General features: G+C 62.6%; 18 protein-coding genes. 11 read left to right on the forward strand and 7 right to left on the reverse strand.

Annotation, left to right across the window (positions count from 1 at the left end):
• Nucleotides 1-6: 6 nt before the first annotated feature.
• The 3 genes from KIO76_RS01135 to KIO76_RS01145 all read right to left on the reverse strand — a co-directional run bounded on the left by KIO76_RS01135 (nt 7) and on the right by KIO76_RS01145 (nt 2,793).
• Entirely contained in the window at nt 7-756 is a 750-nt protein-coding gene (locus tag KIO76_RS01135; protein WP_213324926.1) for an SDR family NAD(P)-dependent oxidoreductase, read from the reverse strand.
• Nucleotides 757-822: 66 nt separating this feature from the next.
• Complete coding sequence (locus KIO76_RS01140) at nt 823-1,812, reverse strand: ABC transporter substrate-binding protein (protein WP_213321088.1); 990 nt, start codon at nt 1,810-1,812, stop codon at nt 823-825.
• A gap of 204 nt (nt 1,813-2,016) precedes the next feature.
• Nucleotides 2,017-2,793 (reverse strand): ABC transporter permease, encoded by a 777-nt coding sequence (locus KIO76_RS01145; protein ID WP_249729430.1) that lies wholly within the window; start codon nt 2,791-2,793, stop codon nt 2,017-2,019.
• 151 nt (nt 2,794-2,944) lie between these two features.
• Here KIO76_RS01145 and KIO76_RS01150 point away from each other — a divergent pair, with 151 nt between their 5' ends.
• From KIO76_RS01150 to msrB, 3 genes are all read left to right on the forward strand, one after another.
• The gene (locus KIO76_RS01150; protein WP_213321089.1) at nt 2,945-3,790 is read left to right on the forward strand and encodes an ABC transporter ATP-binding protein; all 846 of its coding nucleotides are present in this window, start codon (nt 2,945-2,947) and stop codon (nt 3,788-3,790) included.
• A 2-nt stretch (nt 3,791-3,792) separates the two neighbouring features.
• Nucleotides 3,793-4,614 (forward strand): IclR family transcriptional regulator, encoded by an 822-nt coding sequence (locus KIO76_RS01155; RefSeq protein ID WP_213321090.1) that lies wholly within the window; start codon nt 3,793-3,795, stop codon nt 4,612-4,614.
• 468 nt (nt 4,615-5,082) lie between these two features.
• Nucleotides 5,083-5,496, forward strand: coding sequence for a peptide-methionine (R)-S-oxide reductase MsrB (msrB, locus tag KIO76_RS01160; RefSeq protein ID WP_213321091.1), 414 nt, complete (start codon nt 5,083-5,085; stop codon nt 5,494-5,496).
• A 74-nt stretch (nt 5,497-5,570) separates the two neighbouring features.
• Here msrB and KIO76_RS01165 read toward each other — a convergent pair whose 3' ends face one another.
• The 3 genes from KIO76_RS01165 to KIO76_RS01175 form a co-directional block, all read right to left on the reverse strand.
• The gene (locus KIO76_RS01165) at nt 5,571-8,144 is read right to left on the reverse strand and encodes a DUF4214 domain-containing protein (RefSeq protein WP_213321092.1); all 2,574 of its coding nucleotides are present in this window, start codon (nt 8,142-8,144) and stop codon (nt 5,571-5,573) included.
• 246 nt (nt 8,145-8,390) lie between these two features.
• Nucleotides 8,391-9,578, reverse strand: a complete 1,188-nt coding sequence (locus KIO76_RS01170; RefSeq protein WP_213321093.1) for a mandelate racemase/muconate lactonizing enzyme family protein — start codon at nt 9,576-9,578, stop codon at nt 8,391-8,393.
• Nucleotides 9,579-9,601: 23 nt separating this feature from the next.
• Nucleotides 9,602-10,315 (reverse strand): GntR family transcriptional regulator, encoded by a 714-nt coding sequence (locus tag KIO76_RS01175; protein ID WP_213321094.1) that lies wholly within the window; start codon nt 10,313-10,315, stop codon nt 9,602-9,604.
• Between the two features lie 121 nt (nt 10,316-10,436).
• Between KIO76_RS01175 and KIO76_RS01180 the strand changes: the two genes are divergently transcribed.
• The 8 genes from KIO76_RS01180 to KIO76_RS01215 all read left to right on the forward strand — a co-directional run bounded on the left by KIO76_RS01180 (nt 10,437) and on the right by KIO76_RS01215 (nt 19,949).
• Nucleotides 10,437-11,474: a succinylglutamate desuccinylase/aspartoacylase family protein gene (locus KIO76_RS01180; RefSeq protein ID WP_213321095.1), complete on the forward strand. Its 1,038-nt coding sequence runs from the start codon at nt 10,437-10,439 to the stop codon at nt 11,472-11,474.
• Between the two features lie 41 nt (nt 11,475-11,515).
• Nucleotides 11,516-13,054, forward strand: a complete 1,539-nt coding sequence (locus tag KIO76_RS01185) for an ABC transporter substrate-binding protein (RefSeq protein ID WP_213321096.1) — start codon at nt 11,516-11,518, stop codon at nt 13,052-13,054.
• A gap of 103 nt (nt 13,055-13,157) precedes the next feature.
• Nucleotides 13,158-14,102: an ABC transporter permease gene (locus KIO76_RS01190; RefSeq protein ID WP_213321097.1), complete on the forward strand. Its 945-nt coding sequence runs from the start codon at nt 13,158-13,160 to the stop codon at nt 14,100-14,102.
• A complete protein-coding gene (locus KIO76_RS01195; RefSeq protein WP_213321098.1) occupies nt 14,102-14,974 on the forward strand; it encodes an ABC transporter permease in 873 nt (290 codons plus the stop codon). Before KIO76_RS01190 ends, KIO76_RS01195 begins: the two co-directional genes overlap by 1 nt.
• 54 nt (nt 14,975-15,028) lie before the next feature.
• Nucleotides 15,029-16,531 carry a M81 family metallopeptidase gene (locus KIO76_RS01200; protein ID WP_213321099.1) on the forward strand — a complete coding sequence of 501 codons (1,503 nt, stop codon included), beginning with the start codon at nt 15,029-15,031 and terminating at the stop codon, nt 16,529-16,531.
• Nucleotides 16,528-17,706, forward strand: coding sequence for a mandelate racemase/muconate lactonizing enzyme family protein (locus tag KIO76_RS01205; protein WP_291976079.1), 1,179 nt, complete (start codon nt 16,528-16,530; stop codon nt 17,704-17,706). Before KIO76_RS01200 ends, KIO76_RS01205 begins: the two co-directional genes overlap by 4 nt.
• Before the next feature lie 171 nt (nt 17,707-17,877).
• Nucleotides 17,878-18,180, forward strand: coding sequence for a helix-turn-helix domain-containing protein (locus tag KIO76_RS01210; RefSeq protein WP_249729431.1), 303 nt, complete (start codon nt 17,878-17,880; stop codon nt 18,178-18,180).
• 173 nt (nt 18,181-18,353) lie between these two features.
• Nucleotides 18,354-19,949, forward strand: coding sequence for an ankyrin repeat domain-containing protein (locus tag KIO76_RS01215; RefSeq protein ID WP_213321100.1), 1,596 nt, complete (start codon nt 18,354-18,356; stop codon nt 19,947-19,949).
• A 321-nt stretch (nt 19,950-20,270) separates the two neighbouring features.
• Here the strand turns inward: KIO76_RS01215 and KIO76_RS01220 are convergent, their stop codons facing one another.
• On the reverse strand, nt 20,271-21,110 hold the full coding sequence (locus KIO76_RS01220; protein ID WP_213321101.1) for an amino acid ABC transporter substrate-binding protein: 840 nt from the start codon (nt 21,108-21,110) through the stop codon (nt 20,271-20,273).
• Nucleotides 21,111-21,177: the final 67 nt, after the last annotated feature.

A 21,177-nucleotide genomic window follows, 5' to 3' on the forward strand; every position in this document is an offset into this window, starting at 1 on the left:
TGTACCTCAGTAAGTCGCCCGGCCGCCCGACAGGTCGAAGACGGCGCCAGTGCTGAAACTGCATTCGTCGGAGGCGAGCCAGGCGATCATCGCCGCCACCTCGTCCGGTTGGAGAAAACGACGCATCGGAATGCGCGCCAGGATATCCGCCAGCCGCTCCGGCGGCGCATCGATGCTCATCGCGGTGAGCGAAGCGGCCGGCGTGATGGCGTTGACGAGAATCCCCTCCTCCGCCAGTTCCTTGCCGAGGCTCTTCGTCAGCGCCACGAGGCCGGCCTTTGCGGCGCTATAGGCGGCGGCATTGTGCATGCCTTCCTTCGCTTGAATGGAGGCGACATTGATGATCCGCCCCCGCCGCTCGGCCATGTCCCTCGCGAGCATCAACGGCACGACCGCGCGACAGACATGGAAGGCACCCACGAGATTGACGTCGACGATACGGCGGAATTCGTCGACCGGGATCTCCCACGTGCGACGCACCTCGCCAACGATGCCGGCATTGTTGACAAGGATGTCGGGCACACCGAAACGCTCGGCAAAATCAGCGGCGGCTGCCTCGACACTCACCGCGTCCGTCACGTCCACTGGCTGCGCGGCATGGGAGAGCTCCCCGGCCCGCGAGAGCGAGGCCGGCAAATCCCACAGCACCGGGATCGCCCCACATCCGGCAAGACGCGCGGCGATCGCCTGGCCGAAACCACCCGTCCCGCCGGTGATGATGGCGACCCGCCCTGTCAGATCATACTGTGCGACCATCGCGTAACCGTCATTCATTTCGGTTCAAGATGATCCGCCGCATGCGTGATGCGGCGGATCGCGCTGCTACTTCTTGACGAATTCGTTGGTGTAGAAGCTCTCGGGTGTCATGGTCGTGGAAACGTCCTGATAGGACTTCATCAGGTCGAGCGTGCGCGTCCAATCGGCCGGTGCCATTTCGCCGATCGGCAGATTTGGCGCCTCCGGCGAGGGGATCAGATTGATCGAGGCCAGAAGCTGAGCTTTCAAGAGGCCCTTGTCGGCCTCGGGGCGTGCCTTCATGGCCGCCGCCACGGCCGCGTCGGGATCGGCCTTGGCGGCTTCCATCGCCTTCACCGTGGCGCGAACGAAGCGCTGCACGAGGTCCTTCTTGTTCTCGATGGTGTTGTTGCTGGCGACGATCGTCAGCCCCTGCGTGTTCACACCGAGCTCGGCGAAGGAGAACACCTTCTGGTCGAGCCCACGCTGCTCCAGGATTATGACCTGGCCTTCGAGGCCCGCCAGAATGCCGTCAGCCCGCTTCTCGAGGATCGCCACGAGCTTGCCCGGGCCATCGACGTTGAGGATGCGAACCTTGCTGGGATCAATGCCGTTGTTCTTCCAGATGGCCGGCAGGAGCGCCATGGAGGCTTCACCGGCGGTGGCGCCGATCGTCTTGCCTTCCACGTCCTTGATGGTCTTGACGCCGGAGTCCGCCCGGAAAGACATGCCGTAAGGCGAGGTGTTCATGATGCCGAGCACGGACTTGACCGGCGCGCCGCGTGTCGCGGCGGCGATCACGCTGCCGCCATCGGCCACGCCGAACGTATCGCCGCCAGTCGCCGTCACCTGCACCGCGCGCGCCGAGCCCTGTCCCTCGCCGATGGTGAGGTTGATCTTCTCGTCGCTGTAAAAGCCTTTGTCGACGCCGTAATAGAAAATCGAATGAACGCCGCTGAGCAACCAGTTCAGGCGCAGGCTCACGGCATCCTGTGCGGCGGCCGGCGAGATCGCTGCCGCACCCATGCCCATACTTATGGCTAGCGCGATGATCCCGCGCCGTGTGTGCTTCATCATCCCCATAACGTATCTCCCTGAATTTATATCTGTGACTCTGAACATAGACCGTCACCGGTCTGAAATTCTGGGTACATCGCGGCCGTCGAGTTGCTCGCCTCGCCCAGTGCTTCGCTACACCTGCCCCTTATGCCTGAGCCTTCTCACGGACGACGACATACATCGCCGGCTCACTTCAAAGGCTGCGGCACGGATCGCTGGCGCTCACACCCCGCTCTTTCCGACCGTAAAATCATCACGACGCTGCGACACATGCCATGGAATGGCCCACCGCTCGATGAGCTCCACAACACCATAGAGAATAAGCCCAAGGAGGCTCAGCACCAGAATGACGGCAAAGGTCATGCTGGTGTTGAGGTTCCCGTTGTAGTTCAGCAGCAGGTAGCCGAGGCCATTGTCCGAGGCCACGAACTCGGCAACGACCGCCGCAGTCGCGGAGAGCGCGGCAGCCACCTTGAAACCCGCGAACAGCGAAGGCAGTGCGCTCGGCAGCTCCACCCGCCAGAAGATCTTGAGCCTGCTAGCTCGATAAGACTTTGCGAGGTCATAAACGTCGCTCTCGATGGATTTGAAGGCAACGATCGAATTCACGACGATCGGGAAGAACGACAGCAGGAAGACGAGCAGTACTTTCGATGGCAGCCCGAAACCGACCCAAATGATGAAGAGCGGCGCGATCGCGATTTTCGGGATGATCTGCAGCACAACGAGCAAAGGATAGAAAATCCGTTCGAAAAGATGCGAATAGACCACGAGCAGTGCAAGCAGCACACCCAGCACGACCGCGACAAGGAAGCCGAGCACCATTGGCTGCATGGTATAGTAGGAGGCCGGCAGCACGGCCGCATAGTTCCGGAACAGGTCGTACAGCACCTTGCTTGGCGCGGGCAGGATATACTCCGGTGTCTTGAAGACGCGCACCGCCAGTTCCCATGCCAGAACGGCACCGACGAGGCTCGCCGCCGTCTGCAGCTGGCGCATCCAACCACCCATCGCTTTCAAATTTTTCCTCCCGAGCGCGCCGTTTCGTCATCGAAGGGCTTGACCTATTGCTGGAACATAGTTCTGTTTGGAACAACGTTCCGTCAAGTTAATTTTCGCGCCGCAGGTCGCGGCCAAGGGAGGATAGTGGATGAGCGATGCCAGCACGCGTGATGCCACGACGAGCGCGGGTGCAGTTCCTGCGGGCACGCCCTATCGTCCTGGCGTTACGCTCGAGGGGGTTACGAAAACCTTCGGCACGGCAGGCGCCCCCGTTGTTGCGCTCGAACGCGTCGACCTCACTATCGGCGACGGTGAGTTCGTCGCCGTCGTCGGGCCTTCGGGCTGTGGCAAATCGACCATGCTGCGGCTGATTTCCCGTCTGTCCCTGCCCACCACCGGCAAGATCACCGTTTTCGACGATACCTCGACCAAACCGCCCTCCGGCATGAGCATCGTGTTCCAGAATCACGTCCTGCTCGCCTGGCGCACGATCCTGGAGAACGTTCTTTTTCCCGCCGACATGGTGGGCCAGAGCAAGGCACCGCTGCGCGCCAAGGCCTTGGAGCTCCTGAAAAGCGTGGGGCTCGCCGATTTCGTCGAGCGCTATCCTCACGAACTGTCGGGCGGCATGAAGCAGCGCGCGTCGATCGCGCGCGCCCTGCTTCTACAGCCGCGTCTTCTCCTGATGGATGAGCCCTTCGGCGCGCTCGACGCGCTAACACGCGAACAGATGCGCGTCGATCTGGAAGCGCTCTGGCTGAAGCACCGCATGACCATCCTGTTCATCACCCATTCCATTGACGAGGCGGTGCTGCTCGCCGATCGGGTGATCGTGATGACGCCGCGCCCCGGCCGCATTGAGCGCATCATGGAGATCAACATGGCGCGCCCGCGCGGCCTGGCAGCCCGCCGCGATCCGGAGTTCCTTGAGAAAACCGAGGAAATCACCGAAATCTTCCTGTCGCGCGGCGTGTTGCACGGCGAGGCCCATTAGCCATGACGGCGCTGTCTGGAAAAACAAGCCTCTGGAAATCCGGCTCGATCCAGGACATCGGTCGCGAGCCACCCAGCGGACCGGTCGACCGCGTGCTGGCGATGCTGGAGCTTCTGGCGCTTGCGGAAGAGCCCATCCGGCTGTCGGATATCGCCCATCGACTGAATATCCCCAAAAGTGCTGCGCACCGGATCCTAACGTCTCTCGTGGACAATGGCTGGGCCGATCAAAGCCAGGAAAGCGAGTGCTATAGCCTGACGCTGCACATGGCGCTGATCGGCCAGCGTCTTCTGACCCATCTCGATCCGGCGAACCTGCGGCAGCCGATCCTCGACGACGTGGCGCAACGCACCAAGGAACTGGTGCGCCTGACCACCGTGCAGAACGAAACGCTGGTCTGGACGGCGTCTGCACGCGGGCGCCGGGCCGGGCTCGTCTACGAGCCGGACATGGGCGAGCGCATCGTTCCCTTCGCGACGGCGAACGGAAAGGTCTGGCTCGCGACGCTGTCGCCGGAGGACGCCGCGCGAATCGCCATCGCGTCAGGCCTCGGCAAATGGGCGGATGCGCCGCCCAACACCATTCGCAACCTCGCCGACCTCACGCGCGAGCTCGACGAAACGCGACAGCGCGGCTATGGCCTCGCCCGCGAGGAGGCCGAAGTCGGCGTGGGCGCCGTCGCCGTTCCGATCTTTCGCGAGGATGTCTTCGTCGGTTCCATGAGCGTAGCGGCGCCGATATCACGGCTTCCGCCCGAACGCATCATCTCGCTCGTGGGGCTCCTGCGCAAAGCGGCAGCGGACATGGCACTGGCCTGGCCGTAATCCGGGCAGCCGCATGAGCCTGCCCGAATCATGGGCCTGGGCAATGCATCAATCCATGTGGAACAGGAACCGGAAAACCATGACGAAGGCGGCAACCACCAGGGGAAGGCCGAGAAAGAGTTCCCACTTCATAACGTAAGCATCCCAGAGCGCACACACTCACGCTCGAACGCCAGCGGATTGCGTTTCGCGTGCGGCCTGTTCATACGCCCGCCCGGGCGATTTGGCAGTGGCGCGTTGCGTCGCAGCCGGCGGACGCCCGGCTTTTCCGATCGTCCACTCGCGGATAAGCCTGCACCCTGCCCCTCGCGCGCGGCCCAGGCGCGGCCGTGAGCGGGGACCCGAGCGCAGCGATGTGCGCGCATTGCGATTTCGCCCGCGACATACCAGATTGAGAGCAACCCGACGCCGACCCCGAATTTTCGTTTTCCGGGAACGGCGTCTGATGCCTGATCCAGGAGGTCATTCATGGCGAGCACCCACTTCCCAGTCACGCGGACGGAGGCCGAATGGCGGGCGCTGCTCACGCCCGAGCAGTATTACATCATGCGCGACCACGGCACCGAGCGCCCCGGCAGTTGCGCCCTGCTCCACGAAAAACGCGCCGGCACGTTTTCCTGCGTGGGTTGTGACCAACCCCTGTTCGAATCAAGCCTGAAGTTCGAAAGCGGCACGGGCTGGCCAAGCTTCAACGATCCCGTCCCCGGCAGTGTGGAGACGTCGGTCGATCACAGCCATGGGATGACTCGAACGGAAGTGCACTGCGCGCGCTGTGGCAGCCATCTCGGCCATGTGTTCGAAGACGGCCCGCCCCCAACCTACTTGCGCTACTGCATCAACGGCGTGGCGCTCAAGTTCATGCCCGCTCACGCGAGTGTCTGAAAAAAGCCCGGCGGATCGAGATTCGCCGGGCTTTTCCAAGATGGGCCACGAAATGGCCAAGAACGGCCGGAAGCTCAGACTGAGAAACCGAGGCCGTCGGCAAGTGTGTCGACGTTCTCCGCAGTCAACCAGCGGGTGACACCAACGATGTTCTTGAAGTACCAGGTCTCGGCGTCGAACTGCCGGATTTCGACGCCGTTGGGGTAGTACTGACCGTTGCTGTCGTATGACTCGCTGCCCGTGGAATCGATCACGAAATTGCCGCCGCCGCCGGCGAGCTGCGCGTAGTCGCCCATCCAGGTGATCGCATGACTCGCCTGGCCAGGCGTCGCATGGCTCGGATCACCATTCACAGGGGTCGGCGAGATATAGAGGATGTCGCCTGGCTGCAGCGTGGCCTCTAGATAGGCCTGGATCTCGGCATCGGTGGCCTGTCCGTCCGCACCATAGATATCCGTGGCCACTGCCACGCGTTCGGCGGTCAGCGTCTTGCCGAGCCAGCCCACATCGACGGTGAGTTGGTTGGCCTGGATCTGGGTATCCGAGTTGATCCAGAAACCGAACGCAAAGTTGTAGTACCAGCTCGTGAAGTCGGTGCAGTCCATGCCCTGGGTGTGGAAGCCGGATACACTTGCGCCCCAGGCCACCTGCGGCAGCATCCCCTCATCCGATCCCGGCTCATACGCATACCAGGTGGGAGCGTGGTGATGCTCATAGGCGATGCCGTAGTTCATCAATGCAGACGCCATCACGCGGGCCTGGAACAGTTCCTGGACCGATTCCGTCGCCCCTTCCGGCAAGGTGAAGCTCGGCGTGAACAGATCCGAAGGCATGGCGTCCGGGTTCGATGCGCCCGGAGGCAGCGGTCCCCAGGAGTTGACGTCAGCAGTGGGGCTCGTGATGAATTTCTCGTTCCAGGCCTCGGTTGCCGTGATGGCACCCTGGAAGTGAGACTGGAAATCGGACGTCAGCGAAGCGAGTTCGTCGGCCGATACTGACCCGAAACTCACCACATAGGGGGAATGGTAAGAGACCTGGTCAACCTGGACGAGGCCGTATTTGGTACGCGTCGAGGATGACTGTTCGACAGCGCCTGGTCCCCATGGATTCGTCCAGGCCGTTTCCCCATCGACCACGTTGCTCGAATTATCGACGGTGACCCAGGCGCCACTCGTGTTGTCGTAGCGCATGAGTGAAACCTCGGTCCCGCCGAAACCGCCGGTGATGAGGATGGGTGACGCCGACCCGCCGGGAAGGATCGGGTTGGCGCCGGAGCCGGCAGGAGGCTGCGGGAACAACACGCCGCCCCCAGCGAAGACCGGAAGGCTCGTCCCATCCCACGGAATGGCGCGGGTGCTGCCGTCTGCCAGGATCTCGAGTGGATTGGCATTGAGATCATTGGCGTGGACGATGAGCGCGCCCGGTACACCGGCTCCGCGGAGAAGGGCGTCCGTCGGCCCAATGTTCGGCAGAGCCCACTCTTCGAGCGTGGAAGAGCTAAGCCCGTCCGGATACTGGATGATCGTCTGCTGCGCACTGATCGCGGTCGCAACGACGCCGCCTGTGAATTCGCTGCCGTAAGGCTGGAGCAGGCGTGTGCCCACGACGGAGAGATCCTCGGGATTGACGGTGACGACCGCGAGATCGGCGCCGGAAAGATCCCCCAGAATGATCTCGCCGAATCCGTTACCATCGGTGTCACCCATGGCGGCGGACAATCCATGACCGGCCACGTACCAATCGCCGAGGAGACCGCTCGGTGTCACGTCGGTCGGGCCGCCGTTGCGGCCCGCGTCGAGCTGGAGGAGTTGAACCGGCGACGTCTCGCCCGAAGTCGGATCTGTCTGTGTGAGGAGGATCTCGGCGCGACCATCGCCATTGAGATCGCGCACGGCGACCATCATGCCACCGCCATATGTGCCCGAGAACGCGGCAAAAGATGTGAAAGTCAGGTTGGGCGCGCCATATGCCGATCCCGTGTAGGCATAATCGGCCCCACCGAACAGCACTTGAACCTGGCCGCCGCCGTTCGCGCTGGGTGAAACAGCAACAATATCATCGAAGCCGTCACCATCAACATCGCCGCTGGCCACTTCCACACCATCGACGTTATCGGCGCCGAACGGCAGCCACGTCTGGAGCACGGCGCCGTTGTTGCCGTCAAAGACCGTGACGTAGGAGAGAGGACCGGCTGCCGAACCGACAACAAGATCGGGAATGCGATCGGCATTGATGTCGCTCAGCGTCATCGTGCCAAGGGCGGCCGACACGCTCGCAGCTTCCGAGGAAGAGGCGAAGGCGACGCCCACCTGCGACGCAGGCATGCCTGACTGCATCGCGCTGAGCCAGAAGTCGAGGCCGGCCTGATCGGGGGCGCGGCCGAATGTATTCTGGTAGAGCGCTGTCAAAAAAACTGTGTTGTCGGTATCGACGCCCGGATGCTGCTGCTGAAATTCGGGGCTTTCGAAAAACGCGTTGGAAATGTCGTTGATCGACACTCCGTCGTTATACAGATCCATCCAGAATGAAAGCCCGGCCGCATCCGGATCGCGCCCGACATACACATTGTAGAGTCGAGCCACCTGTTCGACCGCGAGAATACCCGCGGGCGTTGTCAAATCTATCACGCCACCATCTGAAGTCGCCATATGCCCACCCCTGCCCGCATTGTCCCATGGGGACCAATGCGACAGTAGTGGCAGAACATGACAGTCCGTCCAGCAGAAAAACTGTACTTGATGTAATATTATGCGCGGAAGCGACCCGAACGTCACAATGGTTAATAGAAGTTGGGCGCCGTGGCCGTCGCTTTTAAAGAGATAGACTTGACCTGCGCCATTGCAGAGCGTCGCTCGCAAGCGGAATAGCGGGGCGGAAGCCCCGCCGTCTCACCCTCAGGCGAACAATGGCCCCACGTCCGGCGTATAGCGGCTGAGCTTCTCGCGATCGATGGTGACCCCGAGGCCGGGTAGATCCGGGATCGTCAACCAGCCCTCCGCATCGAGGACGAAAGGTTCCGCGAGGATGCCATCCACATAGGGGCTGCCACCGATGAATTCGACGAGATCGGCGCTGGGGAACGCCGATGCCATCTGCAGGTCCGCGGCAAGGCCAAGCGCGGTGTTCCAGCCATGGCCGATGTATTTGACGCCGAAATCGTCCGCCATCCAGGCGATACGGCGCTGCTCGGAAATGCCGCCGACCTTGGTGACATCAGGCTGCACGATGTCGACGGCGCCGCGCGTGAGCCAGGGTATGAAGGCTTGGCGCCGCGTGATGACCTCGCAACCGGCGATTGGCACCGGGGAGCACCGGCGCAGCTCCCAATAGTCATCGATCGCATCCGGCCGCACGGGCTCCTCAAACCAGCCCACGTCAAACTGCGCCAACATCTCTGCCGTCCGCTTCGCCCATTTGAAGCCGTGCGGCCATTGCGCATCGCTGGCGCCAGCGTCTACGAAAAGCTTGGCCTTGTCGCCCGCTGCCTCGCGCGCAGCCCGCACGATCGCTTCGTCCAGACGTGTATCGAGGGCGCGACCGAAGGGTCCCCAGCCGATCTTGAAGGCCGTGAAGCCCTTCTCGCGGTAGGTGGCGATGACATCGCGCATCGCCCCAGGCTCTTCCATCAGCAGCGAGCAATAGGGCTGCACGCGCCGCCGGTAGCTGCCGCCGAGAAGGCGGCCAACGCTGAGGCCTGTCGCCTGGCCAAGGATGTCCCACAGCGCGATGTCGATGCCGCTAATGGTGTGGGTCAGCGTGCCGCCGCGGCCCATCCAGAATGTATTCTGATGCAGCTTCTCGCTGACGAATTCTGGGGAGAGCGCATCCTCGCCAAGGAACAGCGGTTCCAGCACCTTGAGGCCCGCCTGCACAAGCCGGCCATCCGTGAACGAACTGCCATAGCCCGTCACGCCCTGGTCGGTATGGACCGCAATGATCGCGTGGATCGAGTCGTCCGGCCGGATCTCGGCCGACCAGCCGCCCTTCGGGCTTTCGCCGAACAATGGAGCGGCTTCTATGCGGGTGATCCGGAAAGGCGGCAGGGCCGCGGGGCGTGCTACGGATGTGGAAGGCACGGGCATGGAACGAGACGTCTCCCTGTTGGTCACTGTTCTTCCCTCTCGGCACGCCGGCGAGCGATGATCGCCTCATAATCCATGGCGTGGTTCATCACGGTGATATGGTCGTCCAGTGTCGCGCTGATCGCCGCGATATCCCCGGCTTCGAAGATCGCGAGCAGCTCCTGATGTTCCTCGACGACCCCGAACATAGGCTTGCCGAAAGTGGCGAGGCCGAAGATGATCGTGAACTGGCGGGCCAGCGTTTCCCAAAGGTCGAGCGTCACGCTGTTGCCGCCCAGCAGACAGAGCGCTCGATGAAACCTGGTGTCGGCAACCGCGACGCCATAGGCGTCGCCGCGCGCGGCCATCAACTCCATCTCGCCGACCGCGCTGCGCAGCAAATCAAGATGAGCCCCGCGATTGCGCCCGCCCGACACCGCGCGGGCGGTTGCGCTGGCCTCCAGCGCGATGCGTGCCTCGATGAGATCCGACACGCGTTCGTTGGTCACGGGACGCAGGCGAATGCCCTTGTATGGCTCGTTGACGACAACGCCCTGGCTTTCGAGGAGCCGCAGCGCTTCCCGCACGGGCACCCGGCTGACCCCGAGCTTGCGCGCGAGTTCGGCCTCCACGATGCGATCGCCCGGCAGGATGAGGCCGGCGGACGCTCCAGCAATGATCGCCTCGATAGCGAGATCGACAAGGGTTTGCGGCTGAAGCCGCTGCCAATCCGCATTGGCCGTGTCGGCCGGCCGCATGGGCTCCGTAACCGCGCTCGTCCTCGTATGTTGCATCGTACCCCGGTAACTGCTCGATCGCTCACTTGACTTATCGTAGAATCGTATACGATGATACGATTATAAGAGCAAGGAGGGCAATGTGGGGACGTCCACTGAAAGCCGCATTCGATGTGACATTGATCTCGACGCAACGGGCAGACAAGCGGGTTACCTGAGGGCGCCGCTTTCGCGGAACACCTCCGGATGGGGCACTGTCGAAATTCCGATCGTATCCGTCAAGAATGGCTCTGGACCGACCGTGCTGTTCACGGGCGGCGTGCACGGGGATGAATACGAAGGCCAGATTGCCGTATCCCGACTGGCGCGCTCACTCGATCCCAGCACTATTCAGGGGCGCGTCATCATGATTCCGGCCCTCAATATGCCGGCCGTAATGAATGATACGCGCTTATCACCTGTGGATAACCGTGACATGAACCGGTGCTTCCCCGGTAATCCGCGTGGAACATTCTCAGAGATGCTGGCGCATTTCGTGGATGCGATCATCCTACCACATGTCGATATTTCCGTTGACTTGCATACCGCTGGTCATTCGGGCGATTCCGCCTTGTCCACCAACATGCACTACGTTAAAGATGGAGCGCTCCGCGACCGCACCATGGCGGCGGCATCGGCTTTTGGCGCTCCTTACAACGTCGTGTTCTGGGGTGTCGACGAAGGCGCGACCCTCACCTCATCAGTGGAGCGGCGCGGCATCCTATCCCTCGGCACGGAGCTCGGTGGCTGGGGACGCGTGAATGTCGAGGGCGTCCGCATCGCCGATCGCGCACTCACCAATATCCTCAAACATTTCGAACTTATGGATGGTCAACCGGATACCCGCCAGCGCGATGGCTCGCCGCGCACCCGCCACATGATGGTTCGTGACGCGGCCGGCTACAGCTTTGCCCCGGCAAACGGGCTGTTCGAGCCGCGGCATGTCGTGGGCGATGTCTGCAAGGCGGGCGAGCTCGCCGGCCTCCTACACTTCGTAGAAGATGTCGATCGGGCGCCCATCGAGGTCCGTTATAAACTCGATGGGGTCTTGTGGATGTCGGCGGGGCCGGGCCGCGTACAGCGGGGTGATGCGGTGGCGGTCCTTATGGAGGATTACGACGAAGCCCGCGCAGCAGCTTGATGTCATCGGCGCAAGAGTACGACCAGAAGGGGAACATAAACATGAGAAGGCGAAGCATTCTCGGGGCAGCCGCAGTCGCGGCCGTGCTCATGTCTTTCCAAACCATGGCGGTCGCACAGACGAAGGGAGGCGATATCGTCATTGGCATCAGCCAGGCACCGCCATCGCTTGACGCGCAGATTACATCGGCGCAGGCGGCGCGTAACGTAACCTTGCACATCTTCGAGACGCTCTATGCGCGGGACGAGAACGCCAAGCCGGTCCCGGAGCTGGCGGAAGGGGTGACCATTTCGCCCGACGGCAAGACTTATGTCTTCCCCATCCGCAAGGGCGTGAAGTTCCACAACGGCAAGGAGCTCGACGCCAACGACGTCGTGGCCTCCATCGAGCGGTACCGCAAGATCGGCGCGTCACCGGCGCTCGTCTCAGCCATCGAAAGCATCAAGGCGACGGGGCCGCACGAGGTCACCATCACGCTGAAGAATGTTCAGGCCACGTTCCTGGACAATCTCTCGTCACCCCGCGCGCCGATCGCCATTTATCCAGCAAGTGAAGCGGCCAAGGAAGCCGGCAAGATCGAGATCATCGGCACGGGTCCGTACAAGTTCGTTGAATACAAGCCCGACAGCCATGTGAAGATAGCGCGCTATGACGGCTATAGCCCGAATCCGAAGGGAACAGGGCGCGATGGCTTCGCGGGCAAGAAGGAAGCCTTTCTCGATACTGTCACGTTCCGCTTCATGCCTGAAGCCGGCGCGCGGACGGCGGCGCTGGAGTCGGGTGAGATCCAGTTCAACGAGACCGTCGATGGCCCGACGGCGAAACGCCTTGCGGAGGACAAGCGCTTCACGGTCGAGAAGGTGGTGCCGTTCGGTCTCCAGGTGATCAAGTTCAATCAGGGTGCCGCGCCCGGGAACGACAAGAACTTCCGGCTGGCCGTCCAGGCGGCGCTCAACATGGAAGATATCATGAGTATTGCCTACTCGGATATCTACCAGATGGATCCGAGCTGGCTTTATCCGGGCTCGGCCTTCTATACGACAGCCGGCAGCGACAAGTATAACAAGGGCGATCTCGAAGCAGCCAAGGCCTTACTCGCCAAATCCGGCTATAAGGGCGAAAAGCTGACCTTCATCGTCGACAATTTGCGCGCGAATATCGACACCGCGACCGTGTTACAGGAGCGGTTGAAAGATATCGGCGTCAATGTCGACATCTCGGTCGCGGATTGGCCGACGGTGTCGAAGATGGGCTTCACGCCGCAAGGCTGGACCTTCTGGACCCACGGCTTTGGCATCGAGCCCTACGAGGGACCCGGTTCGGTGATGGCGCCGTGGGTCAACGGTCTGTCACAACAGGCCAAAGATCCCGTCATCGATGAACTTGCCATCGCCTTCAACGCCGAAATGGACGAAGGCAAGCGCAAGGCCATCTTCGACAAGTTCCAGGCCCATATGTACGACAACGCGGTCGCCATGAAGGCCGGCAACTACGGTGTGTTCCAGGCGAGCACGTCGAAGCTCAAGAACTTCAAGCCTTACCGCATCCCGCGGATGTGGGGTGTCTGGCTCGAACCGTAGCCACCTCGATATTCGGGAACAATCCCTCGGTCATCCCGGGCTCGTCGCAAAACGATGAACCCGGGGCATCGCTTAGCGATGACGCACCGACCATGAGCATGCCATGACAGCTTTTCTCATCCGGCGGCTTGCGGGGGCATTCGTCGTCCTTGCGCTCGTCTCGCTGATGTCGTTCGCCCTGATTTGGCTCGTGCCGGGCGACACGGCGGCCGCCTTCCTCGACGCCTCGGCGACACCGGAGCAGATCGCCAAGCTGCGCACGGCGCTTGGGCTCGATAAGCCACTGCCGCTGCAAATGATGGAGTGGTACGGGCGCGTGCTGAGTGGCGACCTGGGGCAATCCATCCTCCTCAACAGGTCGGTCACCGGCGCGCTCATGGAGCGCCTCCCCGTCACCCTCGCCCTTGCGGGCTTTGCTCTGGTGATCGCGATAGTCGCCGGCATCGCAGCAGGCGTCGTTGCCGCTGTCTATCACAATCGCTGGCCGGATCAGGCGCTGATGACGACGGCGCTGCTCGGGCTCTCCATTCCAGACTTCTGGCTCGGCCTCGTCATGGTGCTCGTCTTCGCAGTCTCGCTCGGCTGGCTGCCGAGCGGCGGCTTCACGCCCTTCACCACCGATCCGCTGGGCTGGCTCAGGACGGTTATCCTGCCGGCGTTGACGCTGGGGCTCGTCCAGGTCGGGTTCATCGCACGCATGGCGCGGGCGTCGATGCTGGAAACGCTGAACCAGGACTTCATCCGCACCGCCGATGCCAAGGGTCTGTCGCGTCTCGCCATCGTGCTGCGCCACGGCCTGCCAAATGCCATGATCCCTATTCTTACCGTGATCGGCATTGTCGCCGGCGCATTGCTTGGAGGCACAGTCATCATTGAACAGGTCTTTTCCATACCAGGTATCGGCCGCCTGATCGTCGGCGCCATAGCTTCCCGTGACTTTCCCGTCTTGCAGGGGGGCCTTCTTTTCCTTGCCGTCGTCTATCTCTCCATCAACCTTATCGTCGATATTCTTTATGCGGTGGTTGACCCACGCGTGAGGCTGTCCTGATGGCTGAGGTCGCCATTCCCATCGAGCGGCCAAGCGTCAGTCCGGGGCAAGCGAGCCTCCGCCGCCTCCTGCGCAGCCGCTCGTTCATGGTTGGCGCGGCGCTCGTCATCCTTATGGCGCTCGTTGCCATCTTCGCCGACGTCCTTGCGCCCTTCGACCCCCTGCGCAGCAACGCCCGCATGCGGCTTACCGCGCCCAACAGCGTGTATTGGTTCGGCACCGATCACTTCGGTCGCGATATCCTCTCTCGCGTCATGGTTGGTGCCCGGATCTCACTCGCCATCGGCGCGATGACTGTCGTTCTCACCGGCATCATCGGCACCGTCATCGGCGCGATCTCGGGCTTCTTTCCCCGTCTGGACAATCCGATCATGCGTCTCATGGATGCGCTGATGGCTTTCCCATCAATCGTGCTCGCCATGGTGGTCAGTGCTATTCTCGGCGCATCGCTGACAAATGTCGTCATTGCGTTGTCGATCGCGACCATGCCGCACACGGCGCGCATCGTCCGCGCCTCCGTGCTCGTCGGCCGGGAGCTTGACTATGTGGATGCCGCCCGCTCGCTGGGGGTCGCCGAACTCACCATTCTGTTCCGCCATGTGCTGGTGAATGCCACCGGGCCGCTGATTGTGCGCCTGACCTATGTCTTCGCCATTGCGATCCTCGCGGAAGCCGCGCTCTCCTTCGTTGGTGCTGGCCCGCCGCCGCCCTCGCCGTCCTTCGGCGCGATCATTGCGCAGGGGCGGGATTTCATGCGCGAGGCCCCATGGATCACCGTCTTCCCTGGGCTCGCCATCATCCTTTGCGTGCTCGGCCTCAACCTTCTCGGCGACGGCCTACGCGATGCCTTCGATCCTCGCTCGAAACTCTGACACGCCCGGCGCGACGACGCCGGCGATTCCTGCCGCCTATTTCGGAGACCGGTCATGAAACGCATTCTTGTGGCTGATTGCAAACAGGAGATCTCCTCCTTCAATCCCCTGCCGTCGGGCTATGAAAACTTCCATATCCGGCGGGGTGACGCACTCTACGAACAGCGCGGGACCAACCAGGAGCTTGGAGGGGCCTTCGCGGTCTTCGAGCGACGTGCAGATATCGAGGTCGTGCCCTCCATCGGCGCACGCTCCGGGAGCGCCGGCATCCTCTCGGCCGCAGGCTGGAAGCGCCTGTCGGATGAGATTCTGGACGCGATCTTCGCCAAACTCGACGGGATAGACGGGATCTATTTTTCGCTGCACGGCGCCATGGCGGCTGAAGGAGAGCTTGACCCCGAAGGCTATCTCCTGAAGAAGCTCCGCGAGCGTGTCGGCCCCGACATGCCCATCGTCATCTCGCTAGACCTGCATGGCATCCTCACCGACCGCATGTTGCGCCAGGTCAACGGTTTCACGATCTACTGGACCTACCCGCATGTCGACTTCGCCGATACGGGCCGGCGCGCTGCGGAACTTCTTCTGAAGATCATGGACAATGACCTCAAACCTGTGGCAGCGCGAGTCGTCATGCCCGCGCTCGTGCGAGGCGACGAGCTGATCACCAAGACCGGCTGCTACGGAGACCTCCTGCGCGACTGTCGCCGGCTGGAAGAGGAGGGCAAGGCGCTTGCCGCCGGCATCATGATCGGCAATCCATTCACCGACGTGCCGGAACTCTGCTCGCAGGTGCTGGTCCTGACCGACGGGGATGCCGCTACCGCCGAGCGCGAGGCCGTGCGCCTCTCGGAAGAATTCTGGCCGCAGCGCTTCCGCATGCAAGGCAAGCTCATCAGTCTCGAGCGGGCGATCGCCCAAGCCAAGGCGATGCCGGGGCCGCTCATATTCACGGACGCTGCCGACGCGACGTCCTCGGGCGCATCGGGAGACAGCAACGCCATCATCGCGGCGCTGAGCGCAGCCGGCTATGACAAGAAGGTGCTGGCGCCGATTGTTGATGAGAAAGCGGCAGCCGCCGCCCATGCCGCCGGCGTTGGTGCGACGATCGAGGTCACGCTCGGCGGCACCGTCGATCCCAAGCGCTTCACGCCCATGCCGGTGAAGGCCCGAGTGAAGCTGCTGTCCGATGGCGAGGCACAGCTCGAGACCATGAAGGCGCCGCTCTCGGCCGGCCCGACGGCGGTACTCACCTTCGATAATTTCACGGTGGTGGTCATGAGCCGCTCGGTCAGCCTGTTCGACAGGGCGATGTACTACGCCAACGGCCTCGACCCGCTTGACTTCGACCTGATCGTCGTGAAGTCACCTCACACCGAATATCACATGTTCGAGGAATGGTGCGAGCACAACTTCAACATCGATGCGCCTGGCGCAACCTCAGCGAACCTCAAGAGTCTTGGGCATACTATCTGTGCTCGGCCGATGTACCCGATGGAGCCGGATGTGACGTTTTCCCCCCACCCTGTCATCTATAATCTCAAAGGACAAAACACGTGACGACGATCGACGCCGTCGACTTCTTCTATCTTTCCATGCCCGAGGTCACCGACGAGGCGGACGGCAGCCAGGACGCGCTCATCGTCCGAGTCGTCGCGGGTGGCCATATTGGCTGGGGGGAATGCGAGGCGGCTCCCCTGCCCTCCATCGCCGCCTTCATCTGCCCGATGTCCCACGGCGTTTGCCGGCCTGTGGCCGACTCTGTCCTGGGCAAGCGGCTCGAGGATCCTGCTGACATCGCGCGCATCTCCGCCGATGTCGCCTACAACTCGATGGACCTGCTGCAGGCTCCCCATACGCTGTCGGGCGTCGAGATGGCCTTGTGGGACGCGCTTGGCAAGATGCGCGGCCAGCCGGTCTGGCGGATGCTTGGCTACGACGCCGGCTACGCCAAGACGCCCTACGCGTCCGTGCTCTTCGGCGACACCCCGCAGGAGACGCTGGAGCGCGCGCGAGACGCCCGGGCGCGCAACTTCCGTGCGGCCAAGTTCGGCTGGGGGCCGATCGGCCGCGGCAGCGTCGCGGTGGACGCGGAGCATTTCGTCGCGGCGCGCGAAGGCCTTGGAGCGGATGGCCTCCTCCTCGTCGACACCGGCCAGATCTTTCTCGAGGACGTTGAGAGAGCGGCCGCCCGCCTTCCCGCGATGGAAAAGGCTGGTGTGCTATGGTTCGAGGAGCCGTTCCAGGCGAGCGCCATTGACGCCTATGCTGCGCTGGCGCGAAAAGGCTCCAAGGTTCGTCTCGCCGGCGGCGAAGGCGCTCACAACGTGCATATGGCCAAGCAGCTGATCGACCATGGCGGTGTCGGCTATGTGCAGATCGATTGCGGACGCATCGGCGGCATCGGTCCGTCGAAGGAGATCGCCGACCACGCAGTCGCCAAGGGCGTGACCTTCGTCAACCACACCTTTACGTCACATCTCGCCTTGTCAGCCTCGATCCAGGCCTACGCCGGGCTGAAAGACCACGTGATCGCGGAATATCCGGCCATGCCGAAGCCGCTAGCGCTCGCTTTTACGGCCAACCATATCGAGCGCGATGCCAACGGTGAAATCCGCGCGCCGGATGCCCCTGGCCTCGGCATCGATATCTCGCCCGAGGGCGCGCGGCCCTATCTCCAAGATGTCGAGATCAAAGTGAACGGCAGGGTGCTCTACACGACACCGACCTTTTGAGGATGTGACCCACCAGGTGCGCCGCCGGGAATGCAGCGGGAGAACCGCCGCCGATCCCTTCCCCTTCAGGGGAGGGAGCGGCGCGGTGCCCACGGGGACCAGCATGACGGCCAAAACTTGCCCCTGACAGCGTTATGTGCAATTGTCATTATATAGTGACAGGAGCATATCTTGCCTGCATCTTTTATTACAGGCCCGCAGCTTCGGGCCGCGCGTGCGTTGCTGAACTGGACTGTTCGTGATCTCGCCGACCGCTCGCATGTCCACCGCAATACGATCTCCGCCTTCGAAAGCGAAAAGACCTTTCCGAACGCATCGACCTTGGCCGCCCTTATTCGGCCGCTGGAACAGGGGGGCGTCGTGTTCATGGATGAGAACGCGTCGAGCCCAAGCGGTGGTCCGGGGGTACGGCTCAGGCCGCAGCCGGCGGGCTGGCTCCGACCCGACGAATTATCCGCCGAGAATGACGGGTGATGATCGGGCAGCGCATGCCTTGACGGCATACGGTGGCGCCGTGCTATGAAGGGCTTGCGTCTTCGGGGGCGCATCCCGGTCCACGGACAGAGTTGAACTCACCCCGTCGCAACGATGCCATCCGGCTTTTTCCGAACCCTCACAGTGGACCATGGGGTTGTCACGGAGAAAGCATGATGTCGACTGACCGCTCTCCCTCACCCATCGAAGCGCCCGGAGAAGGCGATACGGCCCGCCGCAGCCGGCCGACCGGCGACCGTTTCAATATCGATTATCTCAAGAAGACGGCAAAAGACCTGAAACGCGCGGCGCGCGGGGGCGATGCCGTAGCCACGGCACGGCTAGCCACTGTTTGTGGAGAGGGCGCCGAGCCCAAATTGTCCAATTGCCTCCATGTCATAGCTGTTGAGGCCGGTTTTGCGAGCTGGCCGCGGCTGCTTCAGGAGGTGGAGATACGGCAGGCAAGCCTCCAGCAGTTGCGGAGCACGCTTGGATCCGCGCTTTATCACGGCCGGCTACGGCAGGCCGCGCGCATCCTTGAGGAGGCACCCGGCCTCGCCGAGACATCGCTCGCCCTGCAGCTTGCGCTCTATGACGAGCCGCGCATCAGTGCGCGCCTCGACGCAGATCCTGCGGCGCTGCTGGCTCCCCAGAAGGAGATACGCGGCGGCGATCCGGTGTTCGACTGCCTGCCCCGCCTCGTGACCTCCCAGTATTTCCGCCTGCGCCCGGATCTGCTCTACGCGCAGATTCGGCTCGTGAAGCGCTTCATCGCACTCGGCGCTGACCCCAACGCACGCTACCACGAGCCCGATGAGAACACGCCGCTGCCGTTGCTCTATGGCGCGATGCGTATCGCCGGCAATCTCGCCGTCGCCGAAACTCTGCTGGAGGCGGGCGCGGACCCGAACGACAATGAATCCGCCTATCACGCGTGCGAGATGGAAACGCTGGACGGACTCAGGCTGCTGATCCGTTATGGCGTGCGCTTTCCCGGCACCAACGCGCTCTTCCGCATGCTCGATTTCGATAATCTGGAAGGCGCCGGACTCATCCTCGCCCACGGCGGCGATCCCAATGAGGGCATGCCGCAATTCGGCAATGCTCTCCACCATGCCATCCGGCGAGGACGGGACGCGCGCTTTCTCGACCTGCTGCTACGCCACGGCGTTGACGCGACGGCCCGCGTCAACGGCCGTTCAGCCTACGCGCTGGCGGCGGTCCATGGCAACCGCTCCATGATGGAGGGGCTTGCCGCCCGCGGGCTCGCTGGCGACCTGAACATGGCGGAGCGCTTTCTTCTCGCTGTCCTGTCGGGCGATCGTCGGGAAGCGCTCGCGCGTTGGGCGGAAGCGCCGGATATCGTGTCACGTCTATCTCGGTCCGAACAATGCATGCATGTCGAGCTGGCGCGGCAGCGGGGCCGTCTCGATGTGCTCCGCCTGATGGACGACGTCGGCTTCGATCCGCAAGCTGTGGACCGGGAAGGCCTCACACCGCTGCAATCCGCCGCCTGGTACGGCTTCAGCGACTATGTCGCCTTTTATCTCGAACGACCGCACGATCTCACGCATCGCAATGCTCACGGTGGCACGGCTCTGGACACGACGCTGCATGGCGCCAAGAACTGCCCCCAGCGACCACGCGGGGACTATGCCGAGACGGTACGCCTGCTCGTCGCGGCAGGTGCCAGGCTCGACCCGAAACAACCCTTCTCCGCCATGGATGACGACATTATTGAAGCCTTCGAGGACCAGATGGAGGCGTGAGGCTCTCAGCTTGCCTGAAACGGGCAGAGCCTCCGTCCCACAGGCAAGGACAGACCGACTTCCCTAGGCTCCTTGTCAGCACACAGGGTATGACGGGAACCGCCACGATGCTACCTCTCCCAATGGAGAGGCCGGGGTGAGGGAGAAACAATCCCCTGCAAGCGTCCCCTCACCTGCGCCTTTGGCGCGACCTCTCCTCGTCGGGGAGAGGTAGGCGCGTCGAGCGTTCCGTAGCGTTCCTCTCCGCAGAGCGCGCCTGCACGGGACGGCTATCCATCGCCGATCGGCGGCGCTCCTTCGACCTTCGCCATGATTGCAAAGCTACTTAGGCACACCGTTGATGACGAACAATGCCTTGATGAACTGGTCCGGTGGAAAGCTACCGAAGCTCCGCGCGTAGATTTTCTTGACGCGGTCGGTACGGTAGAGCTCAGCCAGGGTAGCATCGGCAAGCAACCGCAACTTGTCATCCCCGCGCGGGAGGGCAAGAGCGTAGGTTTCAAAGGTGAAATACTGGTCGGAAAGCTTCAGCCCGGCAGGGTTTCTGCTATTCAGCAGGTGATAGTTGAGGATGCCTCGGTCGGCGAAATAGGCGTCGATCTTGCCATCCGTCAGCTGACGAACGCCGGTGGGATGATCCGGCATCGGGACGATCTCGGCCTCGATTCCGAGCTGCGCCAGCGTCGCGCGCAAGGTTTCCTCGGTCGTCGTGCCCTGCAGCGCGCCGATCTTCTTACCCCGCAGATCCTCCAGGCGATGCACGTCATTGACCCGGTGGAGAACCCCGGCACCATCGATGAAGGTTGGCAGCGAGAAATCAACGAGAGCTCGGCGCGACATGGTCATCGATGTGGGATCGCAGAGAATATCGATCTTGCCGTCGCGAAGCGCCTCGAAACGCGTCTTGGATGTCACCTCGACGTAGTCGATCTTGAGGGACGGGATATTTTGCGCATTCTTTACCCCGCTCGCGACTTCGCGGCAGAGATCAACGATATAACCTGAGGGATCTCCGTTCGCAGCACGATAGGAATAGGGCGGCGCGTCCACGCGGAAACCCAGCCGCAGCGCGCCAGTCTCGCGTGCTCTCTCCAAGGTATCCGCCGCTAGCGCCGCGGAAGAGATCGCCATGGACAATACGGCGATAAAAAAGGTCCGCATGGTCTCACCCCCTCTTTCGTCACGGGGGTGCACGATAAGCCAGTTTTATGTTGAGTGTAACTCAGAG

The organism is Chelatococcus sp. YT9 (assembly GCF_018398315.1).
Taxonomy (GTDB): domain Bacteria; phylum Pseudomonadota; class Alphaproteobacteria; order Rhizobiales; family Beijerinckiaceae; genus Chelatococcus.

Bases quoted from the DNA above. Each gene is read 5' to 3' on its own strand.
- msrB (WP_213321091.1), top strand. From the start codon at position 5,083: ATGGCGAGCACCCACTTCCCAGTCACGCGGACGGAGGCCGAATGGCGG.
- KIO76_RS01220 (WP_213321101.1), bottom strand. From the start codon at position 21,110: ATGCGGACCTTTTTTATCGCCGTATTGTCCATGGCGATCTCTTCCGCG.
- KIO76_RS01190 (WP_213321097.1), top strand. From the start codon at position 13,158: ATGACAGCTTTTCTCATCCGGCGGCTTGCGGGGGCATTCGTCGTCCTT.
- KIO76_RS01170 (WP_213321093.1), bottom strand. From the start codon at position 9,578: ATGCCCGTGCCTTCCACATCCGTAGCACGCCCCGCGGCCCTGCCGCCT.
- KIO76_RS01200 (WP_213321099.1), top strand. From the start codon at position 15,029: ATGAAACGCATTCTTGTGGCTGATTGCAAACAGGAGATCTCCTCCTTC.
- KIO76_RS01175 (WP_213321094.1), bottom strand. From the start codon at position 10,315: ATGCGGCCGGCCGACACGGCCAATGCGGATTGGCAGCGGCTTCAGCCG.
- KIO76_RS01140 (WP_213321088.1), bottom strand. From the start codon at position 1,812: ATGATGAAGCACACACGGCGCGGGATCATCGCGCTAGCCATAAGTATG.
- KIO76_RS01135 (WP_213324926.1), bottom strand. From the start codon at position 756: ATGGTCGCACAGTATGATCTGACAGGGCGGGTCGCCATCATCACCGGC.
- KIO76_RS01195 (WP_213321098.1), top strand. From the start codon at position 14,102: ATGGCTGAGGTCGCCATTCCCATCGAGCGGCCAAGCGTCAGTCCGGGG.
- KIO76_RS01215 (WP_213321100.1), top strand. From the start codon at position 18,354: ATGATGTCGACTGACCGCTCTCCCTCACCCATCGAAGCGCCCGGAGAA.
- KIO76_RS01165 (WP_213321092.1), bottom strand. From the start codon at position 8,144: ATGGCGACTTCAGATGGTGGCGTGATAGATTTGACAACGCCCGCGGGT.
- KIO76_RS01145 (WP_249729430.1), bottom strand. From the start codon at position 2,793: ATGCGCCAGCTGCAGACGGCGGCGAGCCTCGTCGGTGCCGTTCTGGCA.
- KIO76_RS01155 (WP_213321090.1), top strand. From the start codon at position 3,793: ATGACGGCGCTGTCTGGAAAAACAAGCCTCTGGAAATCCGGCTCGATC.
- KIO76_RS01150 (WP_213321089.1), top strand. From the start codon at position 2,945: ATGAGCGATGCCAGCACGCGTGATGCCACGACGAGCGCGGGTGCAGTT.
- KIO76_RS01185 (WP_213321096.1), top strand. From the start codon at position 11,516: ATGAGAAGGCGAAGCATTCTCGGGGCAGCCGCAGTCGCGGCCGTGCTC.